Source organism: Methylobacterium sp. NFXW15 (assembly GCF_049887755.1).
Classification (GTDB): domain Bacteria; phylum Pseudomonadota; class Alphaproteobacteria; order Rhizobiales; family Beijerinckiaceae; genus Methylobacterium.
Genome location: NZ_JAGEKG010000006.1, coordinates 94,883 through 120,902, shown reverse-complemented (window position 1 = coordinate 120,902; position 26,020 = coordinate 94,883). Strand labels below are relative to the sequence as shown.

The following is a 26,020-nucleotide window of genomic DNA, read 5'->3' as shown; positions in this document are numbered from 1 at the left end:
GATCACGGTCCCCGGTTGACGACGTAGAGGATGGGGAAGGCGAGGATCCACACGAGATCGATGAAGTGCCAGTACAGGCCGTAGATCTCGATCCAGTTCTGATGCCGGGCGAGGAAGCCCGCCTTGGCGGCCATCCAGGTCATGCCGAGCAGAAGGGCGATGCCGGTGAACAGGTGGAACCCGTGCAGCAGGGTCGCGACGTAGTAGAGGTTGACGAAGAGCCGCGCGGGCGGCGTCTCGGCGAGCGCGAAGGGGCGCGACGACAGGAACGGCATCATGTGCTCGTCCCAGTCGACGTAATATTCGTAGCCCTTCAAGACGAGGAACAGGCTTCCGAGCGCGGCGGTGGCGAGCATGGCCCGCACCATCGCCCGCTGCCAGCCCATGCGCGAGAATTCGATCGCCATGGACATGGTGAGACTCGAGACGAGGAGCACCACCGTGTTCGTCGCGCCGATCCAGAACTTCAGATGACGGGCCGCCGCCACCGTCGCCTCGGGATGCAGGATGCGCAGGATCAGCGCCACGAGGAACAGGGCTGCGAAGAGCAGCAGCTCGGTGATGAGCCACGCCCAGATGCCGAGCGTCGTCGCCCGGCGCTGCTGCGTCACCGTCTCGAAATGATGGGCGCGGGCGATGCCGACGCCCTCGGCGAGCCCCTCGCTCATCGGTGCTGGTCTTTGGATTCGGTGGCCTGGATCGGGTAATCGTACGGGATGCGCGGCACCTCCGGCGGGCTGGTGAAGTTCAGGGTCGGAGGCGGAGAGGAGGTCTCCCATTCCAGGCCCTTCGCATCCCACGGGTTCGCGGGCGCCTTGCGGCCGAACCATAGGGAGTAGACGAGGTACAGCATCGGAAAGAGGTAGCCCGCCGCCAGGATCGTCGCGCCCGCCGAGGACAGCACGTTGAGCAGCTGGAATTCCGGCGGGTAGGTCGCGTAGCGCCGGGGCATCCCGAGATACCCCAGGATGAATTGCGGGAAGAAGGTGACGTTGAAGCCGAGGAAGATCAGCAGGGCCGAAACCCGCCCCCACGGCTCGCTGTACATCCGCCCGGTGAATTTCGGCCACCAGAAGTGCAGGCCGCCGAGGAAGGCGAGCACCGTGCCGCCGACCATGATGTAATGAAAATGCGCGACCACGAAGTAGGTCGCGTGGACATGCTGGTTGATGGCGAGCGTCGCGAGATACAGTCCCGTCAGCCCACCGAGCACGAACAAGCCAATATAGCCCATCGCGTAGAGCATCGGCGTGTCGAGGCGCAAAGCCCCCTTATGGATTGTCGCGGTCCAGTTGTAGACCTTCACCGCCGAGGGCACGGCAACCGCGAAGGACAGGCCCGAGAAGACGAGGCTCGCCAGGTCGCTCTGGCCGTTGACGAACATGTGGTGGCCCCAGACGAAGAACGTCACGGAGGCGAGCCCGATCGAGGCGTAGGCGACGAAGCGGTAGCCGAACAGCTTCTTGCGCGAGAAGGCGGGGACGATCTCGGAGATCACCCCCATCCCCGGTAGGACCATGATGTACACGGCCGGGTGCGAGTAGAACCAGAACAGGTGCTGGAACAGCACCGGATCGCCGCCATAGGCCGGATCGAACACGCCGACATGGAAGGCGCGCTCGGCGATGAGCAGAACGAGCGCCGTGGTGATGACGGGGGTCGCCAGCAGGAAGATCAGGCTGGTGGCGTAATGCGCCCAGACGAAGATCGGCAGCTTGAACCACGTCATGCCGGGCGCGCGCATGGTGTGGATCGTGACGACGAAGTTCAGCCCCGTCAGGATCGACGAGAACCCGACAATGGTCACGCCGATCAGGGCGGGCAGGACCCAGGTGTTCGAGAAGGCGGTGGAGAGGGGAGCGTAGAAGGTCCAGCCGGTATCGACGCCGCCGAGCACCACGGAGACGAGGGTGAACAGCGCCCCCGCCATGAACACGTACCAGCTCGTGAGATTGAGTTTCGGAAAAGCCAGATCCTTGGCCCCGATCATCAGGGGGATCAGGAAATTGCCGAAGGTCGCGGGGATGGAGGGGATCAGGAAGAACCACACCATCACCACCCCATGGATGGTGAAGGCCTTGTTGTAGGTGTCGTTGGTCATGATCGCGCCGTTGGGCACGATCAGCGCCAGCCGCACGACGCCCGCCGCCAGGGCACCGATGACGAAGAAGCCGGTGATGGACACGAGGTAGAGGATCGCGATGCGCTTGTGGTCCGTACCGAGGAACCACGAGCGCAGGGTCGATTCCGCGTGGAGGTAATCGGGCTTGCGCCCGATCGTGGCCTCGGGGGCATGCGGCTCGCGCTGGGCCGCGCCTTCGATGGTGCCCGATGCGCTCATCGCGCCGCCTCCGCCGATTTGCCCGAACCCGGATAGGCCTTGATGAAGTCGACGATGCGGCCAAGCTCGTCCTCCGGGATCCGCCCGGCGAAGCTCGGCATCACCTGCTTGCCCCCGCCGGCGAGCTTGTCGCCGTTGGGGTTCAGGATCTTCTGGCGCAGCCATTCCTCGTCGGCGACGACGGTACGACCGTCGGCGAGGGCGACCTTGCTGCCGAAGAGGCCGGCGAGGCCCGGCGCCTTCACCGGAGAGCCCGGCTCGTGGCAGGCGGCACAGCCATAGGCCTCATAAAGGGCGCGGCCCGCCGCCACCTTGCCCTGGTAGGCGCCCGCATGGACCAGCCAATCCTGGTAATCGCCGGGGTTCATGAACGTCACCGTGCCGCCCATCACCGAATGGTCGGTGCCGCAATATTCCGAGCAGTAGAGGTGGAAGGTGCCGACCTTGTCGGCCTTGAACCACATTTCGGTGAAGCGGTCGGGTAAGGCGGCCACCTGCATCCGCACGGCGGGCAGATAGAGGGCGTGGATCACGTCCTGGCTGATGATCCGCAGTTTGATCGGCTGGCCGATGGGCAAGTGCAAGTTGTTGATCTCGGACTGGCCGGTCGGATGCTGGAACTTCCACATCCACTGGCGGCCGATCACCTCGACGACCATGGCATCGGGTGGCGGGTTCTTCGATTCCACGAAGACCCGCGCGCCCCACACGAAGAACACCAGGGTGAGCAGGAACGGGATCAGCATCCAGCTGATCTCGATCAGGTTCGAGCGGATGCCCGAGGGCGACCGGTCGGCCTCCGAACCCTCCCGGTAGCGCAGGGCGAACCATGTGATCGCAACGAAGACCGGCACGGTCAGCGCCAACGTCAGCACAGTGAAGGCGAGGATCAGCTCATCCGTCTCGACGGCCTTGGCCGAGGCGGCAACAGGCCAGAGTTGCAGGGCGGCGTGATCGGGTGTCATGGCGCGGCGCTCCCCCCGTCGAGGGAGCGGCCGACGACGACCTGCATCGCCCGGTCGAGGGGGATGCGGGCGCGGGTCCGGGCGGGATCGAGATAGCCGTAGCCGTCGAGCGCTGCGCGGGCCTGCGCCCGCTCGCGGTCGAGGTCGACATAGGGGTTCGGCTGCAGGTTCGGCGGCGGCGGCACGAGCCGGGTCGTCTGTTGCGGGGTCAGGGACGGCAGCGCGGCCCGCTGGCGCTCAGTGGTGATGCGCAGGAAAAGCACCATGCCGCCGATCACGGCGGCGGCCGACAGGGCAAGGCCACCCATGACCAGCACGGTGTTGCGCACGTTCACGTCGCGCGTCTCGTAAGGCGGGCCGTCCGCGCCACGCCGGGGCTCCTGCTCACGGCCGGTGCGAGATACGAGCCCACTCGCCCGCAGGGCCAGGGCGGCCAGCATGGCGGGGACGAGGCCGATCGGAGTACGTCCGCCGCCGCTCATCGGGTTTTCCTCCTGCGGGCGGGGGCGGGGCGGCCGGACAGAAGCGGATTGAGCGCCGCCGCAAGGCAGGCCACGGCCAGGGCGGCGAGACCATCAGACAACCGCAGGACGAACCGGTCGCGGAGCGCGGGCGTGACCAGCCAGAACATTTCCAGCGCATGCACGATGAGGGCGGCGGCGGCGAGCGCGCGGGTGATGACCCGGCCCGGCCGGAGGGTCGCAAGCCCGGCGAGGCTCGCCACGACTCCGGAGGCGACGGCGAGGCCGCGCCCCATCCAGCCGCCCCGGGCGGAATACCACGCGACTTCCTCGGGTAGGTTCGCGGACCAGACGATCAGCGCCTGCAGGAAATGCATGTAGGCCCAGAGGCCGAGCAGCACGACGAGGGGGATCAGCCGACCCCGCCCCGGCACGGCCCGGCCCCGTCCGATCGGCTCCGGCTCCTCCCAGGCGAGCATCACGGCAGCGGCGAAGGCGAGCCCGCTCCAGGCCGTCATGAGCAGGAGGCCGAGCAGCGCGGAATCGAGCCTCGGATCAAGGGCGGCCACCACGTCGAGGGCGAACAGCGTGCCCACCACCGCGTGCAGGGCGACCGCAGGCACGGTGCGGCCCTCGCCCGGCGCGTCGAAGGGTCTGGCAAAGCGCCAGCACAGCCATGTCCAGGCGGCGAGATAGGCGACGCACCGCGCCAGAAAGAACGGCCGGGTGAACCAGTAGGAGGCCAGGGCCGTGCGCGGCGGCTCATGCATCCACGGATAGAGGAGGAGGCTCGCCGCCAGCACCGGCAGGCCGATCAGCGCGGCGGCGGGCATCAGCGTCATCAGGCGCCGGAGGGCGGCAAGCATCTCGACGCCGCCGCGCTCGCGCACCTTCCGGCCGAACCTCTCGGCCACCACCGTCACCGGCAGGGCGCCGACGGGGAGAGCCAGGAGCACCAGCCATGCCGCGAGGCATGAGGCCGCCACGCCCTTCAGGTTGCCGGTGGACAGCGCTAGGGCCAATGCCCCGGCGCCGAGGATGGCGAGGAGAGGCATCCTCATCGCGCCGCCTCCAGGGCCGCCCGGTCTGCCGGGGGCAGGGCGGCGACGGAGGCGTCGCGGCTGAGTTGCAGGGCGCGCACATAGGCGACGATGGCCCAGCGGTCCGCCGAGGGAATCATCGACGCCATGGGCAACATGCTGCGGTAGCCTTGGGAGATCGCGCCGTAGACCTCCGAGGCCGGTGCCGCGCGCCATCGGCCGGACGTCAGGTCGCCCGCCGGGGCCAGGCCACGCGCCACGATCATCCCGGCCCCGCGCCCATCCTGTCCATGGCAGGGGGTGCAGTAGATGGCGTAGCGGTCGCGACCGCGTTCCACCAGGGTGGCGGTGATGGCGGCCGGCTGCGGCACCTCCCGGGCCGGGTCGGTGCGCGGCACCGTGCCGGTCACCGGATGGCGCATGGTCATCTGTTTGGGGAAGAACGCGTTCTTGTCCCAGGTGCGGGCCTTGGCCTGATCGTCCATGTTGGCCTCGCCGCAGGCGGCCAGCGGAAGGAGCGCGAGCAAGGCGAGGAAGGGGCGCGCGCTCATCGCGGGATCCTCGCCAGGGCGAGGGGGCGTCCGCCGCCGACGGGCAGGCTCGACAGGCGACGCTCGATGCGTGCGGCTTCGGTGCCGTCGCCGCGCAACTCGGCGGCGAGGAAGAAGCGATCCTGCGAAGCACGCAGGAAATCCGGGATGTTGAAGGCCGGGTGATTCAAGCGCGGCAGGCGGTTCAGCCAGAGCAGGGCCGCGTGGACGGCCAAGCACCCGCACAGCATGGCGAAGGACACGCTCGGCACCACGAAGGAGGGCCAGGAGAAGCGCGGTCGACCACCGATCAGGAACACGTAATCGTAGGCCGTGGCGTAGATGCACATCCCGTAGAAGGCCGCGCCGCCGCCGAGCGCCCCGGCGAGCGCATAGGGCAGGATCGAGCGGCCCTCGAGGCCGAGCGGACGCAAGGTACGGGGCATCGGCACCGGGCCGTAGCCATCGAGCCGGATTTTGTCGCCAAGCGCCGACAGGGCCTGCAACGCGGCAGCGAGGTCGCCCTCGCTCGGGAACGAGGCGGCCACGCCCCAGAGGGGAGCGCCCTGGACCGGGTCGCCTTCATGCTGGGGGCGACCCGCCGCGTCCTGGCCGGGCGCCGGGACGAGACGCCGGATTTCGGTGATCGAGAGCGAGGGCAGGTAGCGAACGAACAGCAGGATGAGGGCCAGGAACAGGCCCAGCGAGCCAACGAAGGTGGCCACGCCCCAGGGATCGCTCTGGTAGGGCAGGCGGGACGAGGGCAGGAAATCCTGCGTCAGGGTGACGACAAGGACCATGACATGGTCGGCATAGGCCCCCGCCGCCACGAGGATGCCCGCGACTGCGAGCGCCAGCGGCGAGCGCCGGGCGCGGGCCGACCAGAACAGCTGCGGCGGCAGGACGAGACCGATCACGGCGATCCAGAAGGTGAGGGCGTGGCCGCCTTCCATCCGGCGGATCAGCACCGCCCGCCCCGCGGCGTCGCCGTGGAGGAAGGTGCCAAAGATCTCCGTGGCGTAGCAGTAGGCGCTGGCGCAGCCGAGGCAGAGCATTAGCCGGGCCAGCACGTCGAGATGCCGGTCGGTGACGAGGGTCGTCAGGCCGTACACGCCGCGCACCAGCACGATCAGCGCGGCGGTGACGCCGACCCCCGAGAGCACGGCATGGATCAGGAAGGTGATCGGCAGAAGCGTGCCGTGCCAACCCGGCATGACCGAGCCCGCCAGCATCACCGAGGCGCCAGTCTGGACGGCGACGACGAGGAGGATTCCGAGCAGGGCGACGATCCGGTAGGCCTGCCCCCGGATCTGCCAATGGGCGGCCGAGCCACGCCAGCCCGAGGCGAGGATTCCGTAGGCCCGCGCCCTGAACAGAGCGACCTTGCGGGTCGGTGCCACGGCCTCGATCTGCCGGGTCGCCTCGGCGTAGGCGCGATCGCGCAGGCAGGCGATGTCGGGCAGGAGGCCGATGTACCAGAGGCTCACGGAGAGCACGAGGAACGACACGATGTCGATGGCGTCCCATAGGAGCGGCGAGCGGAATTGCGGCCATAGGCCGAAGGTGTTCGGGTAGGGCAGGTTCCAGTAGAAGTACCAGGGCCGCCCGAGATGGATGATCGGGTAGAGCCCCGCTGCCGCAGTCGCGAGCAGGGCGACCGTCTCCGCCACGCGGCTCACCGGCCCGCGCCACTCGACGCCGAGCAGGAGCAGGATGCCCGAGACGAGCAGGCTGCCGCAGGCCACGCCGATCCACCAATCGTAGCTCGCGATGTCGAGGGCCCAGACGACGGCGTTGTTGTTGTCCCAGATGCCGACGCCCTCGTAGACGAGATATCCGAGGGTGAAGACGAACATCCCGACGAGGGCCGCCGCTGCCGCGAAGGCGATCCACCAGCCACGGCCTGCGGGATGGTGCAGGGCGATCGCCGTCACCGCCTCGCCGACGGAACGCATATCCTCGCCAGGGCGAATCGCGGGTGCGGGGTTCTGGGCTGAGGACACGCTCAGCCCTCCCGGCCTTCGGGAACGAGCCCGGCGAGGTAGGTGGTGCGCGGCTTCGTGTTCAAATGGCCGAGGAGCGCATAGTTGCGCGGGTCGCGCTTGGCGGCGGCGGCCTTGCTTGCGGGATCGGCGATGTTGCCGAAGATGATCGCGCGGGTCGGGCAGGCGCCCTGGCAGGCGGTCTCCACGGCGCCGTCGGGGATCGGCGCGTGGGCGTCCTTCGCGGAGTCGATCCGCGCCGTCGCGATGCGCTGGATGCAGTAGGTGCACTTCTCCATGACGCCACGCGCGCGCACCGTCACATCCGGGTTGCGCTGCTGCTGCGCCACAGGGGGCATCCCGCCGGAATAGTCGAGGTAGTTGAAGCGCCTCACCTTGTACGGACAATAACTCTGGCAGGTCCGCGTGCCGACGCAGCGATTGTAGACCTGGAGGTTCAGTCCCTCGCTGTCGTGGAGCGTCGCCTCCACCGGGCAGCCGAGTTCGCAGGGCGCCGCCTCGCAATGCATGCAGGGCACCGGCTGGAAATGGGTGGCGGGCGCTTCCGGGCCTCCCTCGTAATAGCGGTCGATTCGCAGCCAGCCGAGCCAGCGCCCGCGCGCCACCTCCTCCTGTCCCACCACCGGGATGTTGTTTTCCGCTTGGCAGGCCGTGACGCAGGCATTGCAGCCGATGCAGGCGTCGAGGTCGATCGCCATGCCCCATTGCGCGGCTGTCCAGCGGTCCTGGGACTCGGGCGGCGGGTAGAAGGACGGCGCGGGAGGGCCCTTCGCATCGCCTGCGGGCGGGCCGCCCGGCACCTGCGTACGGATGATGGCGCGGCCTTCCTCGTCATCGGGCAGCGCGCCGAGATGCTGGGTCGTGGCGGGCATCTTCCGCTCGCCCGTGCGGATGAGCTTCGCCCCGGTGAGCCGCCAGGGCGTGTCGAGGGGCCGAAGCGTCCCGGCATCATAGCCGAGGCCGCGCGAAAGATGGTCGGGCACGTCCCGGCCGTAGCCGAGGGTGAGGGTGACGGTATCCGCCGCCTGACCCGGCTGGATCCAGGCCGGACCGGTGACGCTGCGAGAGCCCGCCTCGATCCGCACGAGATCGCCATCGGCCAGTCCCTCCCGGGCGGCCAGCGCGGGGCTCACGGCGATCACGTTCTCCCACACCACCTTGGTCAGCGGCTTCGGCAATTCCTGGAGCCACGCGAGGTCGGCATGGGTGCCGTCATAAAGGGTGCCGTCAGGCCGGAACACCACGTCGATTCCGCCCGCCGGAGCGGACAGGGCGGGCGCGGGGGTGGCGCCGGTGAGGGTCACAGCCTCGGCGGGCGCGTGGCTGTCGGGCCAAAAGCCCTGGCGCAGGGCCTCGCCGAAACGCGCCGAGAAGGTCGCCTCGTCCTCGCCCTCGTTGCGCCAGCGGGCCTTCAGAAGATCGAGCGGCTCGGTGACCTCGCCCGTGCGCGCCAGGGAGGCGACGATCTCCTCCGGCGTGTGACCGTTGTAGAGCGGCGACACGGTCGGCTGGATCAGACCCACGGTCCCGTCGAGGGAGCGCACGTCGCCCCAGGATTCGAGGGGATGGGCCAGCGGCAGATGCCAATCGGCATGCGCACCGGTCTCGTCGTAATAGAGCCCGGCATGGATCTTGAGCGGGACCCGCTCCATCCGCTTGGCGAAATCGAGGGCGCCCGGCGCGTCGTAGACCGGGTTCGCACCCAGCACGATCAGGGCCTCCACCTCGCCCCCGTCGATGGCGGTGGCGAGGTCGCTGAGCGACCCCGCCCCGGTCTCGGCGGCGGGCAGGACATGGCGCAGCGTCGCGCCGGTATTGCCGAGGGCGCCGTTCAGGCGATGCACGAGGTCGTGCACGGCGGGGCTCGCCGCGAGCCCCGCCGTGACGATCCCCGCTCCCCGCGCGGTCGAGAGCGCGTCCCAAGCCCGCCGCGTCCAGCGGGCGGCCGTGTCGTCTCCGGAGGGTTGCGACCCGCCCGAGGCGGCAGCGAGCATGGCCCGCGCGATCGCCTCGACCTGTCCGGAAGAGGCGGGGAAAGCGTCATCGGCCTTGGCGCTGGTCAGGCCCGGCGTCGGCGCGGCGGAAAAGAGCGGGAGCAGGCGACCCTGTGCCAAAGCGGCCCGGCGGGCCTCGATCCAACGCCGCGACAGGCCGACCTGTCCGGGGCCGAGATCGAGGAAATCGCCGTCGAGGGAGACGATGGCGCGGGCCTTGGCGAAATCGGGGATGGTCTCGACCGGGCGGCCGAAGGCGCGGCGCGCCCCCTCGTGCGAGCCGTCGCGGGACGACCCGGCGTACCAGCGCATCTCCGGGTAGGCTGCGCGCAGCTTGGCCAATCCGGCCGCGAGGGTCGGCGAGGTCACCGGGCCGGTGAGCAGGGCGAGGCCCTTGCCACGGGATGCCCGCCACCCTTCCGTGCGCCCGAGCATCGCCGCCTCGAAATCGGCCCAGGAGGTTGGACGGCCGAGATGCTGCACCGCCTGGCTGCGGAACGGATCGTAGAGGCCGAGCACGGACGCCTGGGCGAGCACATCGGTACCGCCGAGGCTCCAGGGATGGTCCGGGTTGCCCTCGATCTTCAGCGGACGTCCGTTGCGCGTCGTAACGAGGATGCCGTTGCCGAACCCGTCGAACAGGGCGCTCGACGCGTAGGAGAGGGAGGTGCCGGGCACGATCCGCCCCGGCTCCTTGACATAGGGCACCTCGTAGTCGCGCCCGTCCGGGCTGCAGGCCGCGAGACCGCCGAAGGCGAAGGACGCGGCCATCAGCTTCAGGAAGCCCCGCCGTCCCGGTTGCATCGCCAGGCGCGCCGCCGCGGGGAACTCCACCGCGAGGTAGGAGCGGAACTCTTCCGAATCCGCCACCGCGTCGAGGCTGCGCCAGAAGCGCGGGCCGTCGCCGCCCTGAAGGCGGGCGCGTAGGGCGGGAAGATCGGGCGCGCCGGTCATCGGTGGCAGATCCCGCATTCGGTGAGCCGCTCGCCGCCGCGGACGTGGTAGCGCTCGGCGAGCTTCGGCCCGAGGCTCGCCTGATCGGCGGGGGGCTTCCAGTTCATGTTCCAAACCTCCGCCGGGGTGCGAAGGTTCTTTTCGGGCGCCCGGTGGCAGTCGAGGCAGAATTGCATCTCGAAGGCGTTCGCCCGGTAGGTCATCTGCATCGCCGTCACGTCGCCGTGGCAGCTCGAACAGCCGACGCCCTTGGTCACATGGACCGAGTGGTTGAAGTAAACGTAGCCCGGCAGCTTGTTCAGCCGCAGCCAGACCAGCGGTTTGTCCTGCGCATAGCTCTCGCGTACCGGCTTCAGCATGTCCGAGCCGGTCCAGATCTGCGAATGGCAGGTCATGCAGGTCTCGGTCGGCGGGATCCCGGCACTCGCCGCCTTCTCGACTCCGGTGTGGCAGTAGCGGCAATCGATGCCGAGTTCGCCCGCGTGGTGCTTGTGGCTGAAGGGCACGGGCTGGCTCGGGGCGATGCCCACCCCCGTGACGTAGCTGGAGCGGACGATTCCGGCGCCCAGGACAGGCACGGCCACCAGGCAGGCGGCCAGGGTCATGAGGACGAGGCGATAGATCGCATCGGCACCGGGAGAGAAGAGCTGCGCCGTCCCGGGGCCCGATGGCCGGTCGTCGGCGTTCCCGTTCACCCACCATCCTCCGCCATGCGCCGACCCTCGGCACCTGTGCACGTGCGAAGGTAGCGTCGTGCCAGACCCCCGCCAGCCCCAGGAATGCGGCCAAACGCGCAACTCCTGCGGAAATGATCGGCCCGTCATGACGGGGGCGGGGGGCAGACCGGCCGCAGATCCGGCGCGAAAGGGGGGCGGAAAGGGTGTAAGACGCCGTGCCGTCCCACGCCGCGAAAGGCCCGATGGATACCGATCCCCTGCGCATCACATGGCGGAGCGCCCGGCGCCTGCACGCCACGGCCGTCGCCGTCGCGGTGGGCATCGGTGCGCCGCTCTGCACCCTCGCGCTCCTGTGCATGCGCGACCTGATCGGCGTGATGCCCCGCGATGAGGCGCCGAGCGTGCCGTTCTTGCGAATGACGGTGGCGCTCCCGAAGGGGGAATGGGTGCTCGCGCCGGGCTGGCCGATGACGCCCGAGCATCTCGAACTGGCCGGATTTCTGGGCGTCGCCGCCTGCTCCCTGGCGCTGGCGGGGGTGGGCTGGCTGGTCGCCGCTTTGTGCTTCCGCGCCCAGAATCGCGCGCAGGATGCGCTGCGCGAGCGAGTGATCCGGGCGGTGATCACCGCTCCGGCGGGCGGGCGCGACGACATTCGCGGCGTCTCCCGCTTGATCGGCGAGGTTCTGGGCCGCACCGAACGCCTGCTCGCGGCGGGCATCGTCGTGCCGGCCATGACCCTCGTCGCGCTCCTCTTGGCACTCGGGTTCGCCGCCTTGGCCGCGCCCCGTCTCGTGCCGGCCGCGGCGGTGGGCCTCGCGGCGGCGGGCCTTGCGGACGCGCTGATGCTCCGTCGCGGGCGGGAGCGGCAGGAACTGCGCCTGCGCACTGCCGCGCGGATCGAGGCGGGGATCGGCGACCTCGTGCGGCGCCTGCCCGCCGTGCGCAACCACGGGGCAGGCGCCCTCGAGATGGCGCGGATCACCGCCCGCGTCGCGGTGAACCGCGCCAAGATCGCCCGTGCGGAAGCGCGCCTCGCCTATGCGCGCGGCCCGGCCGTGGCCCTGGCGGCCATCCTGCCCGCGCTGGCCATCGGCACCGCCCTATGGCGCTCGAACGCCCATGGCCAACCGGCCTCGCTCCCGGTCGACACCGCCGACCTCGCGGCGGCGGCGGGGGCCTTCGGTGTGGCGGCCTGGCTCGTGGGCGCCTGCGTCCGCCTGTGGCTGACCCGTCAGAGCGTGAGGCCGCGCCTGCTCGAACTCTCGCGCATCCTGGCAGCCCTCGACGGGCGGACAGGTTCGCGCGCCGCGCCACCCACCACCCGGCGGCTGCCGGAAGGCGGGCTCCTCGCCGCGCAGGGCGTCGGCGCCTTCGACTCGGCGACCGGCGAGCGTCTGGCGCGGGCCGACGTCGCGGTGACGATGCCGGGCCATGTGGCGATCAGCGGCGGGCGGGGCAGCGGCGCGCGGGTGCTGGCGGCGGTGCTCGCCGGGCAGATCGAGCCGACCGCCGGAACCGTGACCTATGCGGGTCTCGACCTCGCGACCCTCGACCCCGTCCAGCGCGCACGGCGCATCGCCTTCGCGGGGGGCGAGGCGATCCTCGTCGAAGGGACCTTGCGTCAGAACCTCCTCTACGGCGCCCATCCGGCGAAGGCTCCGGATGACATCGCCCTGGTCGGCCTGTGCCGACTCACGGGGCTCGATGGGTTCGTCTACAGCCGGGGCCTGGAAAGCCGCCTCGATTCGGAGGCCGAAACCGACCTCGGTGCCGCCATCGTCGCCGCCCGGCGGGGCATGCAGGCGGCGCTGGCCGCCGAGGGCGCGGGCCGTCTGATCGAGCCGTTCGACCCGGATCGCTACAATCATCAGGCGAGCGTCGGCGAGAACATCCTGTTCGGCACGCCGGTCGGTGGGGCTTTCGCGCCCGGTCGGCTCGCCCGCCATCCCTACATGCGCGCCGTTTTGGAAGCGGAGGATCTGGTCCGGCCGCTGACCGAGATCGGCCTCGCCGTCGCCGCCATGACGGTCGAGATCTTTTCCGAACTGCCCAACGACCACCCGCTCTTCGACGCCTACTCGCTCTTTCCGGCCGCCGAGCGGGGCTATTTCGAGGATCTCGTGGTGCGCCTGCCCTCGGCCGCCTCCCTGCGGAGGGGACCGGCGGGCCAGCGCGACCGGAAGCGCCTCATCGGCCTCGCGCTCCGCTACAGCGAGACCCGCCACCGCTTCGGCCTGATCGACCCCGCCTTCGAAGAGCGCCTGCTTCAGGCCCGCCGCTCCTTCGCGCGGATGCTGCCCGCCCATCTCGCCGGGGCGGTGGAGTTCCACGATCCGGCGCGGATCAACCCCGCCGCAAGCCTGGAAGAGAACCTGCTCTTCGGCCGGGTGAGCCTCGGCGAGGCCAATGCCGAGCCGCGAGTGAGGGCGCTGCTCCGCCGCTTCCTCGCCGATGAGGGGCTGGAGGCCGCTGTCTATCGCCGGGGCCTCGACAGCCCGGTCGATCCGGCGGGCGGCGGCGCCTTGTCGGATGGGGCGATCGGCAGCCGCGACCGCATCGCGATCGAACTCATCCGCTGCCTCGCTCGCGAGCCCGACATCCTCGTCGTGGGCGTGCTGGAAGCCCGTCAGCCGGACGATTTCGCCACGCGGATCGCGGGGCTGCGGCGCCTGCGCGCCGGGCGCGGACTCATTGTCTGTCTGCACGGCACGGACGTGCCGGAGGGGATCGAACCGTTCGACGCAGTGATTCCGGTGGAGAACAACACGGTCGTGACGCAAGCGGACGTGCGTGACGAAGAGGTGATGCCGGAACCCGCCTGATCCGGCCTCATGCGCGCCGCAAAGCGAGGCGAAGATGCCTGCCTTAACAGTCGGTTAAGCACGATGCTGCTTCAGTCACGCGGCATCGCGCCCCAGGATCCCGCCCCGGTTCATGCCTTTCCGGAGATGCCTCGCCGCCACCCTCGTCCTCCTCACGCTCGGCTCGGCCGTGGCGGCACAGGACAAGGCTACGGCCCCGATCCCGGCGGGCACGCTGGCGCTGATGGCGGCCAAGGGCACCAGCGCCTCGGCGCCTGTGGTCTTCCGCGCCTACAAGCGTGAATCGGAACTGGAGGTCTGGAAGAAGACGGCCAAAGGCTACGTCTTCATCAAGTCCTTCCCGATCTGCCGCTGGTCGGGCCAGCTCGGCCCGAAGCAGCGCAACGGTGACCGGCAGGTGCCGGAGGGGTTCTATTCGGTGGCGCGCCGTCAGATGAACCCGAATTCCAGCTATCACCTGTCCTTCGACGTCGGATACCCGAACGAGTACGACCGGGCGCATGGCCGCACCGGCTCGGCCATCATGGTTCACGGCATCTGCTCGTCCATGGGGTGCTTCGCCATGACGAACGGGACGGTGGAGGAGATCTACGCCATCGCCCGCGAGGCCCTGGCGGGTGGGCAAGCGGCCTTTCAGTTCCAGGCCTATCCGTTCCACATGACCGTGGAGAACCTGGCCAAGCACCGGGCCGATCCGAACTACGCCTTCTGGCAGAACCTGAAGGAAGGTTCGGATCGGTTCGAGGCAACCGGCGAGGAGCCGCAGGTCTCGGTGGTCGGCGGGCGCTACGCCTTCGCCCCATCGAAGGATCCGCGTCGCGAGGCGGCCTTCGTCACGCGTCACGCCATGGAGGAGGCGCGCATTGCCGCCGCTACCGAGACGATGCCCGCCTTGCGCACCACCTACTCGGATGGGGGCCAGAATGCGTTCTGGGCGGCCTATGTCTCGCGCGGCGGCGCGGTGGGCGACATCAGCCGTCCGGAGGCCCTGGCCTTCGCCGCACAGGAAGTCGTCGTCGTGCCCGCCCGGCGACGGATGGTCCCGGTGGCCGAATCGGTCTGGACCGGCTGGATCGCGACCGCGACCGCAGCCCTGCCAGGTCAGACGCCGTTCATGCCCCCTTATGCGACGCCCCGCGATTCCCGCGCCAGCCTGTCGGATCCGATCCCGGTCCGCTATGCAGACAGCCTGCCGAGGCTCCTGCGCGACACTCTCGATCGCGAGAACGGCCCACAGGCCCATCGTGCCGGTCTTCTCGCCCTGGCGGCTCCGCTCTGAGAAGCGCCGAATGCCCTAAAAACTTGTTCCGGCAAAGCTTTAGCGTCAGGCACGCCGGACATGTCTGCCTTGTGGGAAGCCGACGGTTGGACCCTCAATCATGTGCGGCCTCGCACATCACGACGCGGTCTCATTCCCCAATTCATTGTCCTTCAGGGACGAAACGGTAGTCCTGTAATGCGCTTCTGCCGGACTTCGCCCACTTTCTCTGGAACGACGACGGGGATCCGATCTTGATCGATCGGATAGGTTCGTCCGAAGTGATCACCATGTCCCACGATCCCGTGCCCCTTCCGGGCATCGCGAAAGACGATCTCGTCCTCAGGTTCTGGGGCGTGCGCGGGTCGACGCCGGTCAGCGGGCCCCAATACGCTGAGTTCGGCGGTAGCACCCCGTGCCTGGAAGTTCGCTGCGGCGAACGTCTGTTCGTCATCGATGCCGGTTCGGGACTGTACAATTTCGGACAGAATCACCGGGCGGACTTACCGCGCGAAGTCGATCTTCTGTTTAGCCATCTCCATCTCGATCACACATCGGGGCTGCCCTTCTTCAAGCCGGCGGTGCTCGACTGCGACCGGACGATCCATACCTATTGCGGCAATCTCGGCGGCGAGTCGGCCGGCGCGGCCCTTGATCGTCTGTTCGCGCCACCGCTCTTCCCGGTTACCTTGAACGACCTGCGCTGCACCTTCACCCATCACGGGTTCGAGGCGGGCGAGCCCTTGGTCTTCGAGGATGGAACCCGCGTCGACACGATCCTGCTGAACCACCCGCAGGGGTCGGTGGGCTATCGCTTCGACCATAACGGCCGACGCCTGTGCATCATCAGCGATATCGAGCATCGCGATCCGTGGCCGGATCCGGCGCTCGCCGAGTTCGTCTCCGGCGCCGACCTGATGGTCTATGACGGCATGTTCACCGACTGCGAATATCCGACCTGCCGAGGCTGGGGCCATTCCACGTGGCAGAAGGGCGTCGAGCTTGCCGAAGCCGCCGGCGTAAAGGCGCTGGCGATCATCCATCTCCATCCGGCGCATTCCGATACGATGCTCCATGCCATGGAGGCCGATCTCAAGGCCGCGATGCCGAGCGCGTTCATCGCCCGTGAGCATCAATCGGTGGTGGTGGGCGCCGAGCAGGTGGATCTGCCGGATGCCCTCGGCCCGGCATCCGGCGTCGTCCGCCGGATCCGGGTTGCCTGACCTCACGATTGTCCGTCAGGCCGGGTGATTGCCCGGCGGATTGGTGTAGCGCCGGAAGGCACAGAGCCCGAACAGGGCCGCTCCCACGATCAGGACGCTCCATCCGAAGGGCGAAACCGCCTGCGCGTCCACGGGATGGCCGATCTGGCCGATGGCCACGAGCAGGCCGAACACGGCGACGAGCGCCGAAGCGAACATTCCGAGTATCATGGGAGACCCCCGTCGTTGGACTGTCGAACCGGACTATCCGGGGAATGATTCGGCCGTCCGCCTGTTCCCAGTTGAGACGGATCACGTCTTCACAACGTCGCGCGTGCTATGGGCCTCTCCCCTGCGGGCTCCGGTTGGGCTAAGGAAGCCCCGGCAGTGGCTTCCCGCACTGCAAGGAGCCCGAGACGACGGTGATGACCGGCCAGGAGACGACAGCTGAATCCCAGCAGGGAACCCCCGCCGGTCCGGCGCGGCGCCCCGACTCGCAGCTCGTGACGATCTTCGGCGGTTCGGGCTTCCTCGGCCGCCATGTCGTCCGGGCCCTCGCCAAGCGCGGCTACCGCATCCGCGTCGCCGTGCGGCGGCCCGATCTGGCCCTGTTCCTACAGCCCCTCGGCAAGGTCGGGCAGATCGTGGCCGTGCAGGCCAACCTTCGCTACCCGGATTCGATCACCCGCGCCTGCGAGCGGTCGGACGTGGTCATCAACCTCGTCGGCATCCTTCAGGAGAGCGGGCCTCAGCGCTTCGCCAAGCTCCAGGCCGAGGGGGCAGGGGCCATCGCCCGCGCCGCCGCCGCGAACGGCGCCCGGATGATCCAGGTCTCGGCCATCGGCGCCGACGCGAACTCATCCTCGGTCTATGCCCGTACCAAGGCGGAGGGCGAGGCCAGGGTTCTCGCCGCCTGTCCGGACGCGATCATCATGCGCCCCTCGCTGATCTTCGGGCCGGGGGATAGCTTCTTCAACCGCTTCGCCGGGCTCGCCCGCGCCCTGCCAGTGCTGCCCCTCGCAGGGGCGCAAACCCGGTTCCAGCCGGTCTTCGTCGGTGACGTGGCCGAGGCCATCGCCCGCGCCGTGGATGGGCAGGCTGCGCCGGGCAAGGTCTACGAACTCGGTGGCCCCGAGGTCGCGACCCTCGACCGGCTCGTGCGCTACATGCTCAAGGTGACGCAGCGCAGCCGCCTCGTGGTGGATCTGCCGCTGCCCATCGCCAAGATCCAGGCGCGCGTGCTGGAGGTCGTGAACACCCTGACGCTCGGCATGCTGCCGGACGAGCTGAAGCTCACCACCGATCAGGTCACCCTGCTGCAGACCGACAACGTGGTGTCCGACCCGGCCAAGGCCGAGGGACGGACGATCGAGGGCCTGGGTATCGTCCCGACCGCCGCCGAGGCCGTCGTGCCGGGCTACCTCTGGACCTTCCGCAAGGCAGGCCAGTTCGCCGAAGGGCGGGGCAACGAGTCGTTAGCCGGTGTGCCCGATCTCCTGGCTCCGACGCCGGGGGCCGCGCCCTCCACGCACCGCCCCGAGCGAGCCGCCGGGCCGGCGATCGGCGCGGATGCGGGCAGCAGCCGCATGGGATCGCGCTGGGGGACGCGGGGCTAAGCCCCACCCCCTTCCCAAGGAGCTGAGCCTCGCGGGGTCAGCCCGCGAGGTGAGCTTTCGCCTGCGCGTATTCCTGCGCCAGCCGCGCGACGAGTTCGGCCGTCGGCGGGGCATCGGTGATGCTGCCGACGCCCTGTCCTGCGCCCCAGACGTCGCGCCACGCCTTCACCTTGTCGCCCCCGAAATTCATCGCGGTCTTGTCGCGCTCGGGCAGCGCGTTGGGATCGAGCCCAGACTTGACGATGCTCGGGATCAGGTAATTGCCCGGCACGCCGGTGAAGCAGGGCGTGTAGAGGATGTCGTTGGCCGAGGAGCCCGCAATCATCTCGCGATAGCCCGGCGCCGCGTTCGCCTCCTGCGTGGCGATGAAGCGCGTGCCCATATAGGCGAGGTCGGCGCCCATGGCCTGGGCGGCGAGGATCGCTGACCCAGTGGCGATGGCCCCCGACAGGATGATCGGCCCGTCATAGAAGCGGCGGACCTCGGACACGAGGGCGAAGGGCGACAGCGTGCCGGCATGGCCACCGGCCCCGGCGCAGACGAGGATCAGCCCATCGACGCCCGCTTCGAGCGCCTTCTCGGCATGACGCACCGAGACCACGTCATGGAAGACCACGCCGCCATAGGCATGGACCGGCTTGATCACCGCATCCGGTGCCCGCAGGCTGGTGATGATGATCGGCACCTCGTGGCGGACGCAGGTCTCGACATCCTGCGCCAGCCGGTCGTTCGAGGCGTGGACGATCTGGTTTACCGCGAAGGGGGCGATCTTTCGCGAAGGGTCGGCGGCTTGGGCGTCGTCCAGCGTGGTCTTGATCCGCGTCAGCCACTCGTCCAGCGTCGCCTGCGGCCGCGCATTGAGCGCCGGGAACGAGCCGACCACGCCCGCGAGGCATTGCGCGATCACGAGGTCCGGCCCCGAGACGATGAACATCGGCGAGGCGATGACCGGGAGGGCAAGCCGCCCGCGCAGCACCGGGGGAAGGCGGCTCTCGGCGGCGGCGCTCACGAGCGGGCTCCCGGCATCGGGCGGCACGAAACTCTCATCCGGCACGTCACGCGGCGTTCTCCCTCGGCCTTGCGGGAAACCACCCGCAACCGCTTCGCTCCGCAATGGGTTGAGTCCCGTCTCGCAGCGGCACGCTGGTTCGCACGCCCCCGCCGGACCTGTCAAACGAGGCTGTTGCGATGTTCCGCTTGGCAGAACATCGTTGCGAGAAGATCCTGCGCCTGCGCTTCAGCCACCGGTCCGACGGCCCGTACGGCGACCACCATTGCATCAAAACAGAACAACATTCCGCTGAGCGGAACGGGAGGGTGTCGTGAGCGAGCGAGACGACCACGGCGGCGGCGCCAACGGCCGGGAGGATGGCGACGATCCACGCGCCAAGGCCTTGCGCCACGCTGCCTTAGCCGAGCGCGAGGCCGCCGATGTTCCGGGCCTGCCCCAGGATACACCTCGCCGGGACATCACCCGCGCCGCCATCATCGGCGCCGGGACGATGGGTGGCGGCATCGCCATGTGCTTCGCCAATGCGGGCATCCCGGTGACGGTCATCGAGACCGAGCAGGGCGCCCTGGCGCAGGGGCTCGACCGGGTGCGCGGGCTCTATGCCGGCTCGGCCAAGCGCGGCTCGATCACCGAGGCCGAGCGGGATGCGCGGATCAGCCGGATCACCGGCGCGGTCGGGCTGGCCCATGCGGCGCAGGCCGACATCGTCGTCGAGGCGGCCTTCGAGGAGATGGGCGTGAAGCGCACGATCTTCTCAGACCTCAGCCGTGTGGCGAAGCCGGGCGCGATCCTGGCCACCAACACCTCCTATCTCGATGTGGATGCCATCGCCGCCGTCACCGACCGGCCGCAGGACGTGCTCGGGATGCACTTCTTCAGCCCAGCCAATGTGATGCGCCTCGTGGAGGTGGTGCGCGCGGAGAAGACCGCGCCGGACGCGCTGGCGACGGCCCTCGATCTCGTCCGGCGGCTCAACAAACTCCCTGTGGCGGTGGGCGTGTGCTTCGGCTTCGTCGGCAACCGGATGCTGGAAAAGCGCAGTCAGGCAGGCGAGCGGCTGCTCCTCGAAGGCGCCCTGCCGCATGAGATCGACGCGGCGGTGACGGAGTTCGGCTTCCGCATGGGGCCCTTTGCCATGAGCGACCTCGCCGGGCTCGATATCGGCTGGCGCTCGCGCAAGGATTTCGGGGGCCGCGCCCCCGTGGCGGATTCCCTCGCCGAGATGGGCCGCTACGGCCAGAAGACCGGACGGGGATTCTATCTCTATCCCGAGGGCACACGCACCGGCACGCGTGACCCGGAGGTCGAGGTGCTGATCGGGCGGATCGCCACCGGGCACGGCATCGCTCGGCGCCGCTTCACCGCCGAGGAGATCGTGGCGCGGCTGATGTACCCGATGGTCAACGAGGGCGCGCGCATCCTCGAGGAGGGCATCGCGGCGCGGCCCGGCGACATCGATACGATCTGGATCAACGGCTACAATTGGCCGGCGTGGCGGGGCGGCCCGATGTACTGGGCCGACCAAGTCGGCCTCGACCGGATCGCCGCCGATCTCTCGCGCTTCGCCGCCGAGACCGGCGACGACACCCTGAAACCCGCCCCGCTGCTGGCGAGACTCGCCGCCGAGGGCGGACGCTTCAGTTGAAGACGGAGCCGAGACCGCCCTGGAGGCGCGACAGGCCGGACTTGGCGACGGCGTTGTTCGCGTCGATGCCGGCGGCGCGCTGGTAGTTCTCCAACGCCTCCTTGCGCTGGCCGGACTTCTCGTAAGCCAAGCCGCGATAGGCCCAGGACGTGGCGTCCTTGTTGTTCACGTTGAGCGCCGCGTTGTAGTCCTCGATCGCCTTCGGATACTGGTTCGTGGCGATCAGGCTCTGGCCGCGTGCGGCGTAGGGCGCCGAGACGAAGGGGTTGCGGTCGATCGCGGCGTCGAAATCAGCGATCGCCTGGGTGTCGAGCCCCTGCTTCTGCTTGACGAGGCCGCGGGCATGATACGCCTCGGCCGATTCCGGGCTCAGGCGGATCGCGACGTTGAGGTCGCCGAGGGCGCCGTCGAGGTTGCCCTGCGCGCGCTCGACATTGGCGCGGCCGATATAGGCCGGGCCGTAGTTCGGATCGATGGCGATGGCCTTCGAGAAATCCTGAAGGGCCGCAGAGTCCCGGCCGATCTGGCGGCTCGCCAGCGCGCGGTTGTTGTAGGCCGAGGCCGAATTCGGATCGAGCTGGATCGCCTTCGTGAAATCGGCGATGGCCTCGTTGAACTGGCCAGCGCGAGCATAGGCGGCGCCGCGCGTCGTGTAGGCGGCGGCGTCATTGGGGTTGCGCTGCACGACCTCCGACAGGGAGGCGATGTTGCTCGACGTGGCCCCCGTCGTATCCGTTTCGAGGACCGCGTACTGGCGCGCGCCCGCGGCGGAGCCCACGGTTTCGCAGCCCGCCAGCCCCGCAGCCGCGATCGCCGCCGCGCCGACCAGCGCAGCCTTCGAAACGAGCCCGTTGCGTTGCGTCATCGCCCCATTCTCCCGGGAGCCACCCTGTCCCGCGGTGCCCCGACCTAAACCCCGTCCGCCCCGGCGCTCAGCGACCGGTTCCGGCAATCCGCGCGCAAATTCGCGCAAGGCGGTGAATGCCCCCTTAAGCCGGGCCGCGATCACGGCCGGGCGAACCTTGGAATCGTTGGAAGCGGCGGGATGTGGCGAAGGTATGGCCCGCGCCATCGCCCCGCGAAATCCGGCGCTCCGGCGGCCTCACGGGCCTACAGGTGTGGCACACCGGCCTCAGGGATCGGTCGCGATCAGACCTTGAGGCGGGTCACGTGGCCCATCTTGCGGCCGGGGCGCGACTCGCCCTTCCCGTAGAGGTGAAGATGCGCACCGGGCTCCGCCAGCAGGGCGCGCCATGCATCGACCTGATCGCCGATCAGGTTCTCCATCTCGCACGGCAGGCCGCCGGTGCGGGCCGCGCTGCCCAGCGGCCAGCCGCAGACCGCGCGCACATGCTGCTCGAACTGCGAGGACAGGGCGCCCTCAATGGTCCAATGGCCGGAATTATGGACGCGCGGGGCGATCTCGTTGACGACGAGGCGCTCCCCGCCCTCGCGCACGAGGAACATCTCCACCGCCAGCACGCCGACATAATCGAGCGCGTCCGCGATGCTGCGGGCGATGCGGACCGCCTCCTCGGCCGTCTCCGGCGACACGCCCTGAGCGGGCACGCGGGTGAAGGCGAGGATGTGGTTGCGGTGCTCGTTCTCGCAGAGGTCGAAGGCAGCGAAACTCCCGTCCGCGGCTCGAGCAGCCACGACGGAGACTTCGCGCTCGAACGGCACGAAGCCTTCGAGAATCAGCGGCGCGCCGCCGAACTCGGCGAAGATCGCATTCCGGTCGCCCTCGAAGGGTTCGCGGATCATCCGCTGGCCCTTGCCGTCATAGCCGAAGCGCCGAGTCTTAAGCACGGAGGGCAGACCGATGACGTCCAGCGCGCGCGCGAGATCGTCGGGAGTGTCGACCGCCTGGAACGGCGCGGTCGGAATGCCGAGACGATTGATGAACGCCTTCTCCGACAGCCGGTCCTGCGTGGTGGCCAGGGCGTCGGCATTGGGGTGCAGCGGCGCGTGGCGCGCCAGCACCTCCGCAGTCGCGCGGGGGATGTTCTCGAACTCGTAGGTCACGACATCGACGGAGGCCGCGAAGGCAGCGAGCGCCGCCTCGTCGTCATAGGCGGCGCAGGTCGTGCGCGCGGCGACGTCGAAAGCCGGGCTGTCCGCATCGGGCGCGTACACATGGACCTTGAGCCCGTGGTTCGCCGCCGCCAGGGCGATCATCCGGCCGAGTTGGCCTCCACCAACGATCCCGAGCACCGAGCCGGGGGCGATCGCACGAGTCGTCACGGACCTTGAGTCTCCGGCCGTTCGGCCACCGAGGAGGTTTGCGCGGCGCGCCACGCGTCGAGGCGGCCCGCCAGGGCCTCGTCCGAGAGGGCAAGCACCGCCGCAGCCAGCAGCGCCGCGTTGACCGCACCCGCCCGGCCGATGGCCAGGGTGCCGACCGGCACGCCCGCAGGCATCTGCACGATGGACAGAAGGCTGTCCTGGCCCGAGAGGGCCTTCGATTCGACCGGCACGCCGAAGACCGGCAGGCTCGTCATCGAAGCGGCCATGCCCGGCAGGTGCGCCGCCCCGCCCGCGCCCGCGATCACCACCTTGAAACCCGCGTCGCGGGCGCCCTTGGCGAAGGCCACGAGGCGGTCCGGCGTGCGGTGCGCCGAGACGATGCGGGCATCGTAGGGCACGGCCAGCGCATCGAGGGTCTGCGCGGCATGGATCATGGTTGCCCAGTCCGACTGGCTGCCCATGATGATCGCGACGGGAGGCGCCGACATGCTTGGTTCCGGCAAAAGAGGGCGCTTAACCGCGCGGATCGCGGATCGCAAGGCGTAGGGTCCGCGAACCCGCCGCGTTCAGGCGATGATGTCCGGCGTCAGCATGTCCTCGATGTAGGAAATGCGGTCGCGCAAGGTGAGCTTGCGCTTCTTCAGGCGCTGGATCTGGAGTTGGTCTCCGGCCACGCTCCGCTCCAGCGCGTCGATGGCACTGTCGAGGTCGCGATGTTCCTCGCGGAGGCGGGCGAGCTCGGATTCGAGGTCAGCCTGTCCGTTGTCACCCGACTCAGCCGCCATCACACCCTGGGAAACCGAACACCCTTCGAAGGTCAGAAGCATGCGTCACGCCTCAGCGGGGAGCAAGCGATGGGTACAACCCTTGTGAAAGGATGCCCAGCGAAAACGCTTCGACAGGTGCGCGAACCTGTGCCAGTCTGACGGTGTCAGAACGATGACAGGAGATTCGCCTCATGTCGCTGCAGACGCATCTGAGCCAACTCGCCCGGAAGCACGAAGCCCTCGAGCGTGAGATTCAGGAGGCCATCCACAAGCCCTCGTCTAGCGACCAGCATATTGCCGAACTCAAACGCCGGAAGCTTCACCTCAAGGACGAGATGAACCGGCTGCAGGCCAACGGCACCCTGCACTGACACGACCCAGACATCGCGAAAGGCCTCGTCGTCCTTCCGGGCGGCGCGGTTTTTCGTTTCGGGTGACCGGCGAGCCGATGACGGCGACGGCGGCCTGACTGCCCAAAGGGACGAGCCTCGCTTGACTCCCCCGAGCAGCCGAATCAGCTACCTTCACGCCACCGCCGGAGAGCGGGCCGCGAGGAAGCGCCGAATCGATGACGACAGCCAGCCGCTACGCTGAGACCCATGCGGCCTCCATGCGCGATCCCGAGACGTTCTGGCTCGGTGCGGCCGGGGCACTCGACTGGGACCGTGCGCCGAAGCGCGCCTTCGACCCGGACCAGGATCCCTACGGCCGCTGGTTTCCGGATGGACGGCTCAACGCATGCTACAACGCCGTGGACCGGCACGCCGATGGCGACCGCCGGGACCAGAACGCCATCGTCTACGATTCACCCGTCAGCGGCACGAAGCGCGCCATCACCTATGGCGAATTGCGCGATGAGGTCGCGACGCTCGCCGCCGTGCTGAGGGATCTCGGGGTCGGCAAGGGCGACCGCGTGGTGCTCTACATGCCGATGGTGCCCGAGGCGCTGTTCGGAATGCTCGCCTGCGCCCGGCTCGGGGCGGTTCATTCGGTGGTGTTCGGAGGCTTCGCGGCGAACGAACTCGCCAAACGCATCGAGGACGCGCAGCCGAAGGTCGTTCTTGCCGCCTCCTGCGGCATCGAGCCGAACCGGGTTGTGGCCTACAAGCCGTTGCTTGATGCGGCCATCGCCGCCTCGGCGCACAAGCCCGGTGCCTGCCTGATCCTCCAGCGCCCGCAATGCGCGGCAGCGCTGACGCCGGAGCGGGACCAGAACTGGGCCGAGACCATCGCCGCCGCGAAGGCGAGGGGTGCCAAGGCGGAATGCGTGAGCGTCGATGCGACCGATCCGCTCTACGTCCTGTACACCTCGGGTACGACGGGTAAGCCGAAGGGCGTCGTGCGCGACACGGGCGGCTACCTCGTGGCGCTCGCATGGTCGATGCCGAACCTCTACGGCGTCGCGCCGGGCGAGACCTATTTCTGCGCCTCCGACATCGGCTGGGTCGTCGGCCACTGCTACATCGTCTACGCGCCGCTCCTGCACGGTTGCACCTCGGTGCTCTACGAGGGCAAGCCGGTAGGCACGCCGGATGCGGGGGCCTTCTGGCGCGTTCTGGCCGAGCACAAGGTGGTGTGCCTGTTCACGGCCCCGACCGCTCTGCGCGCAATCAAGAAGGAAGATCCGCAGGGCGAACTGGTCGGCGACTACGACCTTTCGGCCTTCCGCTCGCTGTTCCTGGCGGGCGAGCGGGCGGACCCGGATTCCGTCGCCTGGGCCGAGCGGGTTCTGGAGCGGCCGGTCATCGACCATTGGTGGCAGACGGAAACGGGTTGGCCGATCGCGGGAAACCCGATCGGGCTGGGCCTGCTGCCGGTGAAGCATGGCAGCACCTGCGTGCCGATGCCGGGCTACGACGTGCGCATCCTCGACGAGGGCGGCAAGGAGGTGCAACGCGGCACGATGGGCACCATCGCCATCCGGCTGCCGCTACCGCCCGGCTGCCTGCCGACCTTGTGGGGCTCGGACCAGCGGATGCGGGAGAGCTACCTCTCCACCTTCCCCGGCTACTACGACACGTCGGATGCGGGCATCATCGACGAGGATGACTACATCACCGTCCTCGGACGCACCGACGACATCATCAACGTCGCCGGGCACCGGCTCTCGACGGGCGGGATGGAGGCGGTGCTGTCCGCCCACCCGGATGTCGCGGAATGCGCGGTGATCGGCATCCGCGACACTCTGAAGGGCGAGGTGCCCTGCGGCTTCGTCGTGCTGAAGGCCCGCGTGTCCCGCGATCCTTCGGAGATCGAGCGCGAACTCGTCGCCAAGGTCCGCGAGGAAATCGGACCGGTGGCGGCGTTCAAGCTGGCGCTCACCGTGCCGCGCCTGCCTAAGACCCGCTCGGGCAAGATCCTGCGCGCCACGATGAAGCGCATCGCCGATGACGAGCCCTGGACGATGCCGGCGACCATCGACGACGCGAGCGTCCTCGATGAGATCGGCAGCAGCCTCAAGGGCCGTGGGATCGGAGGGGCCTGAG

Annotated in this window: 22 protein-coding genes; 7 read left to right on the top strand and 15 right to left on the bottom strand. The window is 69.2% G+C overall.

Annotated features, from left to right (window positions below):
• Positions 1–2 precede the first annotated feature (2 nt).
• The 9 genes from J4O73_RS14985 to J4O73_RS14945 are packed head-to-tail and all read right to left on the bottom strand — an operon-like array spanning position 3 to position 10,893.
• Positions 3–668, bottom strand: a complete 666-nt coding sequence (locus J4O73_RS14985) for a cytochrome c oxidase subunit 3 (protein WP_426218542.1) — start codon at positions 666–668, stop codon at positions 3–5.
• Positions 665–2,341 (bottom strand): cytochrome c oxidase subunit I, encoded by a 1,677-nt coding sequence (locus tag J4O73_RS14980; RefSeq protein ID WP_426218540.1) that lies wholly within the window; start codon positions 2,339–2,341, stop codon positions 665–667. Before J4O73_RS14980 ends, J4O73_RS14985 begins: the two co-directional genes overlap by 4 nt.
• Positions 2,338–3,306 carry a cytochrome c oxidase subunit II gene (gene coxB / locus J4O73_RS14975; RefSeq protein ID WP_426218538.1) on the bottom strand — a complete coding sequence of 323 codons (969 nt, stop codon included), beginning with the start codon at positions 3,304–3,306 and terminating at the stop codon, positions 2,338–2,340. Before coxB ends, J4O73_RS14980 begins: the two co-directional genes overlap by 4 nt.
• Positions 3,303–3,788, bottom strand: coding sequence for a hypothetical protein (locus tag J4O73_RS14970; protein WP_426218536.1), 486 nt, complete (start codon positions 3,786–3,788; stop codon positions 3,303–3,305). Before J4O73_RS14970 ends, coxB begins: the two co-directional genes overlap by 4 nt.
• Positions 3,785–4,828 (bottom strand): hypothetical protein, encoded by a 1,044-nt coding sequence (locus tag J4O73_RS14965; protein ID WP_426218535.1) that lies wholly within the window; start codon positions 4,826–4,828, stop codon positions 3,785–3,787. The genes J4O73_RS14970 and J4O73_RS14965 overlap by 4 nt, the downstream gene beginning before the upstream one ends.
• Entirely contained in the window at positions 4,825–5,358 is a 534-nt protein-coding gene (locus tag J4O73_RS14960) for a c-type cytochrome (RefSeq protein ID WP_426218534.1), read from the bottom strand. Before J4O73_RS14960 ends, J4O73_RS14965 begins: the two co-directional genes overlap by 4 nt.
• Positions 5,355–7,340: a quinol:electron acceptor oxidoreductase subunit ActD gene (locus J4O73_RS14955; RefSeq protein ID WP_426218533.1), complete on the bottom strand. Its 1,986-nt coding sequence runs from the start codon at positions 7,338–7,340 to the stop codon at positions 5,355–5,357. Before J4O73_RS14955 ends, J4O73_RS14960 begins: the two co-directional genes overlap by 4 nt.
• A 2-nt stretch (positions 7,341–7,342) precedes the next feature.
• On the bottom strand, positions 7,343–10,288 hold the full coding sequence (locus tag J4O73_RS14950) for a TAT-variant-translocated molybdopterin oxidoreductase (RefSeq protein ID WP_426218532.1): 2,946 nt from the start codon (positions 10,286–10,288) through the stop codon (positions 7,343–7,345).
• On the bottom strand, positions 10,285–10,893 hold the full coding sequence (locus J4O73_RS14945) for a cytochrome c3 family protein (RefSeq protein ID WP_426218963.1): 609 nt from the start codon (positions 10,891–10,893) through the stop codon (positions 10,285–10,287). Before J4O73_RS14945 ends, J4O73_RS14950 begins: the two co-directional genes overlap by 4 nt.
• A gap of 314 nt (positions 10,894–11,207) precedes the next feature.
• Between J4O73_RS14945 and J4O73_RS14940 the strand changes: the two genes are divergently transcribed.
• The 3 genes from J4O73_RS14940 to J4O73_RS14930 all read left to right on the top strand — a co-directional run bounded on the left by J4O73_RS14940 (position 11,208) and on the right by J4O73_RS14930 (position 16,268).
• Complete coding sequence (locus J4O73_RS14940) at positions 11,208–13,787, top strand: ABC transporter ATP-binding protein (protein WP_426218530.1); 2,580 nt, start codon at positions 11,208–11,210, stop codon at positions 13,785–13,787.
• A gap of 112 nt (positions 13,788–13,899) precedes the next feature.
• Positions 13,900–15,066 carry a L,D-transpeptidase family protein gene (locus J4O73_RS14935; RefSeq protein ID WP_426218528.1) on the top strand — a complete coding sequence of 389 codons (1,167 nt, stop codon included), beginning with the start codon at positions 13,900–13,902 and terminating at the stop codon, positions 15,064–15,066.
• Between the two features lie 269 nt (positions 15,067–15,335).
• A complete protein-coding gene (locus J4O73_RS14930) occupies positions 15,336–16,268 on the top strand; it encodes an MBL fold metallo-hydrolase (protein ID WP_426218526.1) in 933 nt (310 codons plus the stop codon).
• 15 nt (positions 16,269–16,283) lie between these two features.
• Here the strand turns inward: J4O73_RS14930 and J4O73_RS14925 are convergent, their stop codons facing one another.
• Positions 16,284–16,466 (bottom strand): hypothetical protein, encoded by a 183-nt coding sequence (locus tag J4O73_RS14925; RefSeq protein WP_426218525.1) that lies wholly within the window; start codon positions 16,464–16,466, stop codon positions 16,284–16,286.
• 206 nt (positions 16,467–16,672) lie between these two features.
• Between J4O73_RS14925 and J4O73_RS14920 the strand changes: the two genes are divergently transcribed.
• On the top strand, positions 16,673–17,863 hold the full coding sequence (locus J4O73_RS14920) for a complex I NDUFA9 subunit family protein (protein ID WP_426218523.1): 1,191 nt from the start codon (positions 16,673–16,675) through the stop codon (positions 17,861–17,863).
• A gap of 37 nt (positions 17,864–17,900) precedes the next feature.
• On the opposite strand, the gene J4O73_RS14915 is transcribed toward J4O73_RS14920, so the two are convergent.
• Complete coding sequence (locus J4O73_RS14915) at positions 17,901–18,797, bottom strand: NAD(P)H-dependent flavin oxidoreductase (RefSeq protein WP_426218961.1); 897 nt, start codon at positions 18,795–18,797, stop codon at positions 17,901–17,903.
• A 388-nt stretch (positions 18,798–19,185) separates the two neighbouring features.
• On the opposite strand from J4O73_RS14915, the gene J4O73_RS14910 reads away from it, so the two are divergent.
• A complete protein-coding gene (locus J4O73_RS14910; protein ID WP_426218521.1) occupies positions 19,186–20,520 on the top strand; it encodes a 3-hydroxyacyl-CoA dehydrogenase NAD-binding domain-containing protein in 1,335 nt (444 codons plus the stop codon).
• On the opposite strand, the gene J4O73_RS14905 is transcribed toward J4O73_RS14910, so the two are convergent.
• From J4O73_RS14905 to J4O73_RS14890, 4 genes are all read right to left on the bottom strand, one after another.
• On the bottom strand, positions 20,513–21,385 hold the full coding sequence (locus J4O73_RS14905) for a tetratricopeptide repeat protein (RefSeq protein WP_426218519.1): 873 nt from the start codon (positions 21,383–21,385) through the stop codon (positions 20,513–20,515). The genes J4O73_RS14910 and J4O73_RS14905 overlap by 8 nt on opposite strands.
• 284 nt (positions 21,386–21,669) lie before the next feature.
• Positions 21,670–22,764 (bottom strand): 5-(carboxyamino)imidazole ribonucleotide synthase, encoded by a 1,095-nt coding sequence (locus J4O73_RS14900; RefSeq protein ID WP_426218517.1) that lies wholly within the window; start codon positions 22,762–22,764, stop codon positions 21,670–21,672.
• On the bottom strand, positions 22,761–23,255 hold the full coding sequence (gene purE, locus J4O73_RS14895) for a 5-(carboxyamino)imidazole ribonucleotide mutase (RefSeq protein WP_378971846.1): 495 nt from the start codon (positions 23,253–23,255) through the stop codon (positions 22,761–22,763). The genes J4O73_RS14900 and purE overlap by 4 nt, the downstream gene beginning before the upstream one ends.
• Positions 23,256–23,333: 78 nt before the next feature.
• Positions 23,334–23,552 carry a YdcH family protein gene (locus J4O73_RS14890; protein WP_378975542.1) on the bottom strand — a complete coding sequence of 73 codons (219 nt, stop codon included), beginning with the start codon at positions 23,550–23,552 and terminating at the stop codon, positions 23,334–23,336.
• Between the two features lie 173 nt (positions 23,553–23,725).
• On the opposite strand from J4O73_RS14890, the gene J4O73_RS14885 reads away from it, so the two are divergent.
• A complete protein-coding gene (locus tag J4O73_RS14885; RefSeq protein ID WP_378971848.1) occupies positions 23,726–23,905 on the top strand; it encodes a YdcH family protein in 180 nt (59 codons plus the stop codon).
• Positions 23,906–24,102: 197 nt separating this feature from the next.
• A complete protein-coding gene (locus J4O73_RS14880; protein WP_426218515.1) occupies positions 24,103–26,019 on the top strand; it encodes a propionyl-CoA synthetase in 1,917 nt (638 codons plus the stop codon).
• Position 26,020 lies beyond the last annotated feature (1 nt).

Excerpts from the sequence above, each read along its gene's own strand:
- J4O73_RS14985 (WP_426218542.1), bottom strand. The coding sequence starts at position 668 with ATGAGCGAGGGGCTCGCCGAGGGCGTCGGCATCGCCCGCGCCCATCAT.
- J4O73_RS14980 (WP_426218540.1), bottom strand. The coding sequence starts at position 2,341 with ATGAGCGCATCGGGCACCATCGAAGGCGCGGCCCAGCGCGAGCCGCAT.
- coxB (WP_426218538.1), bottom strand. The coding sequence starts at position 3,306 with ATGACACCCGATCACGCCGCCCTGCAACTCTGGCCTGTTGCCGCCTCG.
- J4O73_RS14970 (WP_426218536.1), bottom strand. The coding sequence starts at position 3,788 with ATGAGCGGCGGCGGACGTACTCCGATCGGCCTCGTCCCCGCCATGCTG.
- J4O73_RS14965 (WP_426218535.1), bottom strand. The coding sequence starts at position 4,828 with ATGAGGATGCCTCTCCTCGCCATCCTCGGCGCCGGGGCATTGGCCCTA.
- J4O73_RS14960 (WP_426218534.1), bottom strand. The coding sequence starts at position 5,358 with ATGAGCGCGCGCCCCTTCCTCGCCTTGCTCGCGCTCCTTCCGCTGGCC.
- J4O73_RS14950 (WP_426218532.1), bottom strand. The coding sequence starts at position 10,288 with ATGACCGGCGCGCCCGATCTTCCCGCCCTACGCGCCCGCCTTCAGGGC.
- J4O73_RS14945 (WP_426218963.1), bottom strand. The coding sequence starts at position 10,893 with ATGACCCTGGCCGCCTGCCTGGTGGCCGTGCCTGTCCTGGGCGCCGGA.
- J4O73_RS14940 (WP_426218530.1), top strand. The coding sequence starts at position 11,208 with ATGGATACCGATCCCCTGCGCATCACATGGCGGAGCGCCCGGCGCCTG.
- J4O73_RS14935 (WP_426218528.1), top strand. The coding sequence starts at position 13,900 with ATGCCTTTCCGGAGATGCCTCGCCGCCACCCTCGTCCTCCTCACGCTC.
- J4O73_RS14930 (WP_426218526.1), top strand. The coding sequence starts at position 15,336 with ATGTCCCACGATCCCGTGCCCCTTCCGGGCATCGCGAAAGACGATCTC.
- J4O73_RS14925 (WP_426218525.1), bottom strand. The coding sequence starts at position 16,466 with ATGTTCGCTTCGGCGCTCGTCGCCGTGTTCGGCCTGCTCGTGGCCATC.
- J4O73_RS14920 (WP_426218523.1), top strand. The coding sequence starts at position 16,673 with ATGACCGGCCAGGAGACGACAGCTGAATCCCAGCAGGGAACCCCCGCC.
- J4O73_RS14915 (WP_426218961.1), bottom strand. The coding sequence starts at position 18,797 with ATGTTCATCGTCTCGGGGCCGGACCTCGTGATCGCGCAATGCCTCGCG.
- J4O73_RS14905 (WP_426218519.1), bottom strand. The coding sequence starts at position 21,385 with ATGACGCAACGCAACGGGCTCGTTTCGAAGGCTGCGCTGGTCGGCGCG.
- purE (WP_378971846.1), bottom strand. The coding sequence starts at position 23,255 with ATGTCGGCGCCTCCCGTCGCGATCATCATGGGCAGCCAGTCGGACTGG.
- J4O73_RS14890 (WP_378975542.1), bottom strand. The coding sequence starts at position 23,552 with ATGGCGGCTGAGTCGGGTGACAACGGACAGGCTGACCTCGAATCCGAG.
- J4O73_RS14885 (WP_378971848.1), top strand. The coding sequence starts at position 23,726 with ATGTCGCTGCAGACGCATCTGAGCCAACTCGCCCGGAAGCACGAAGCC.
- J4O73_RS14880 (WP_426218515.1), top strand. The coding sequence starts at position 24,103 with ATGACGACAGCCAGCCGCTACGCTGAGACCCATGCGGCCTCCATGCGC.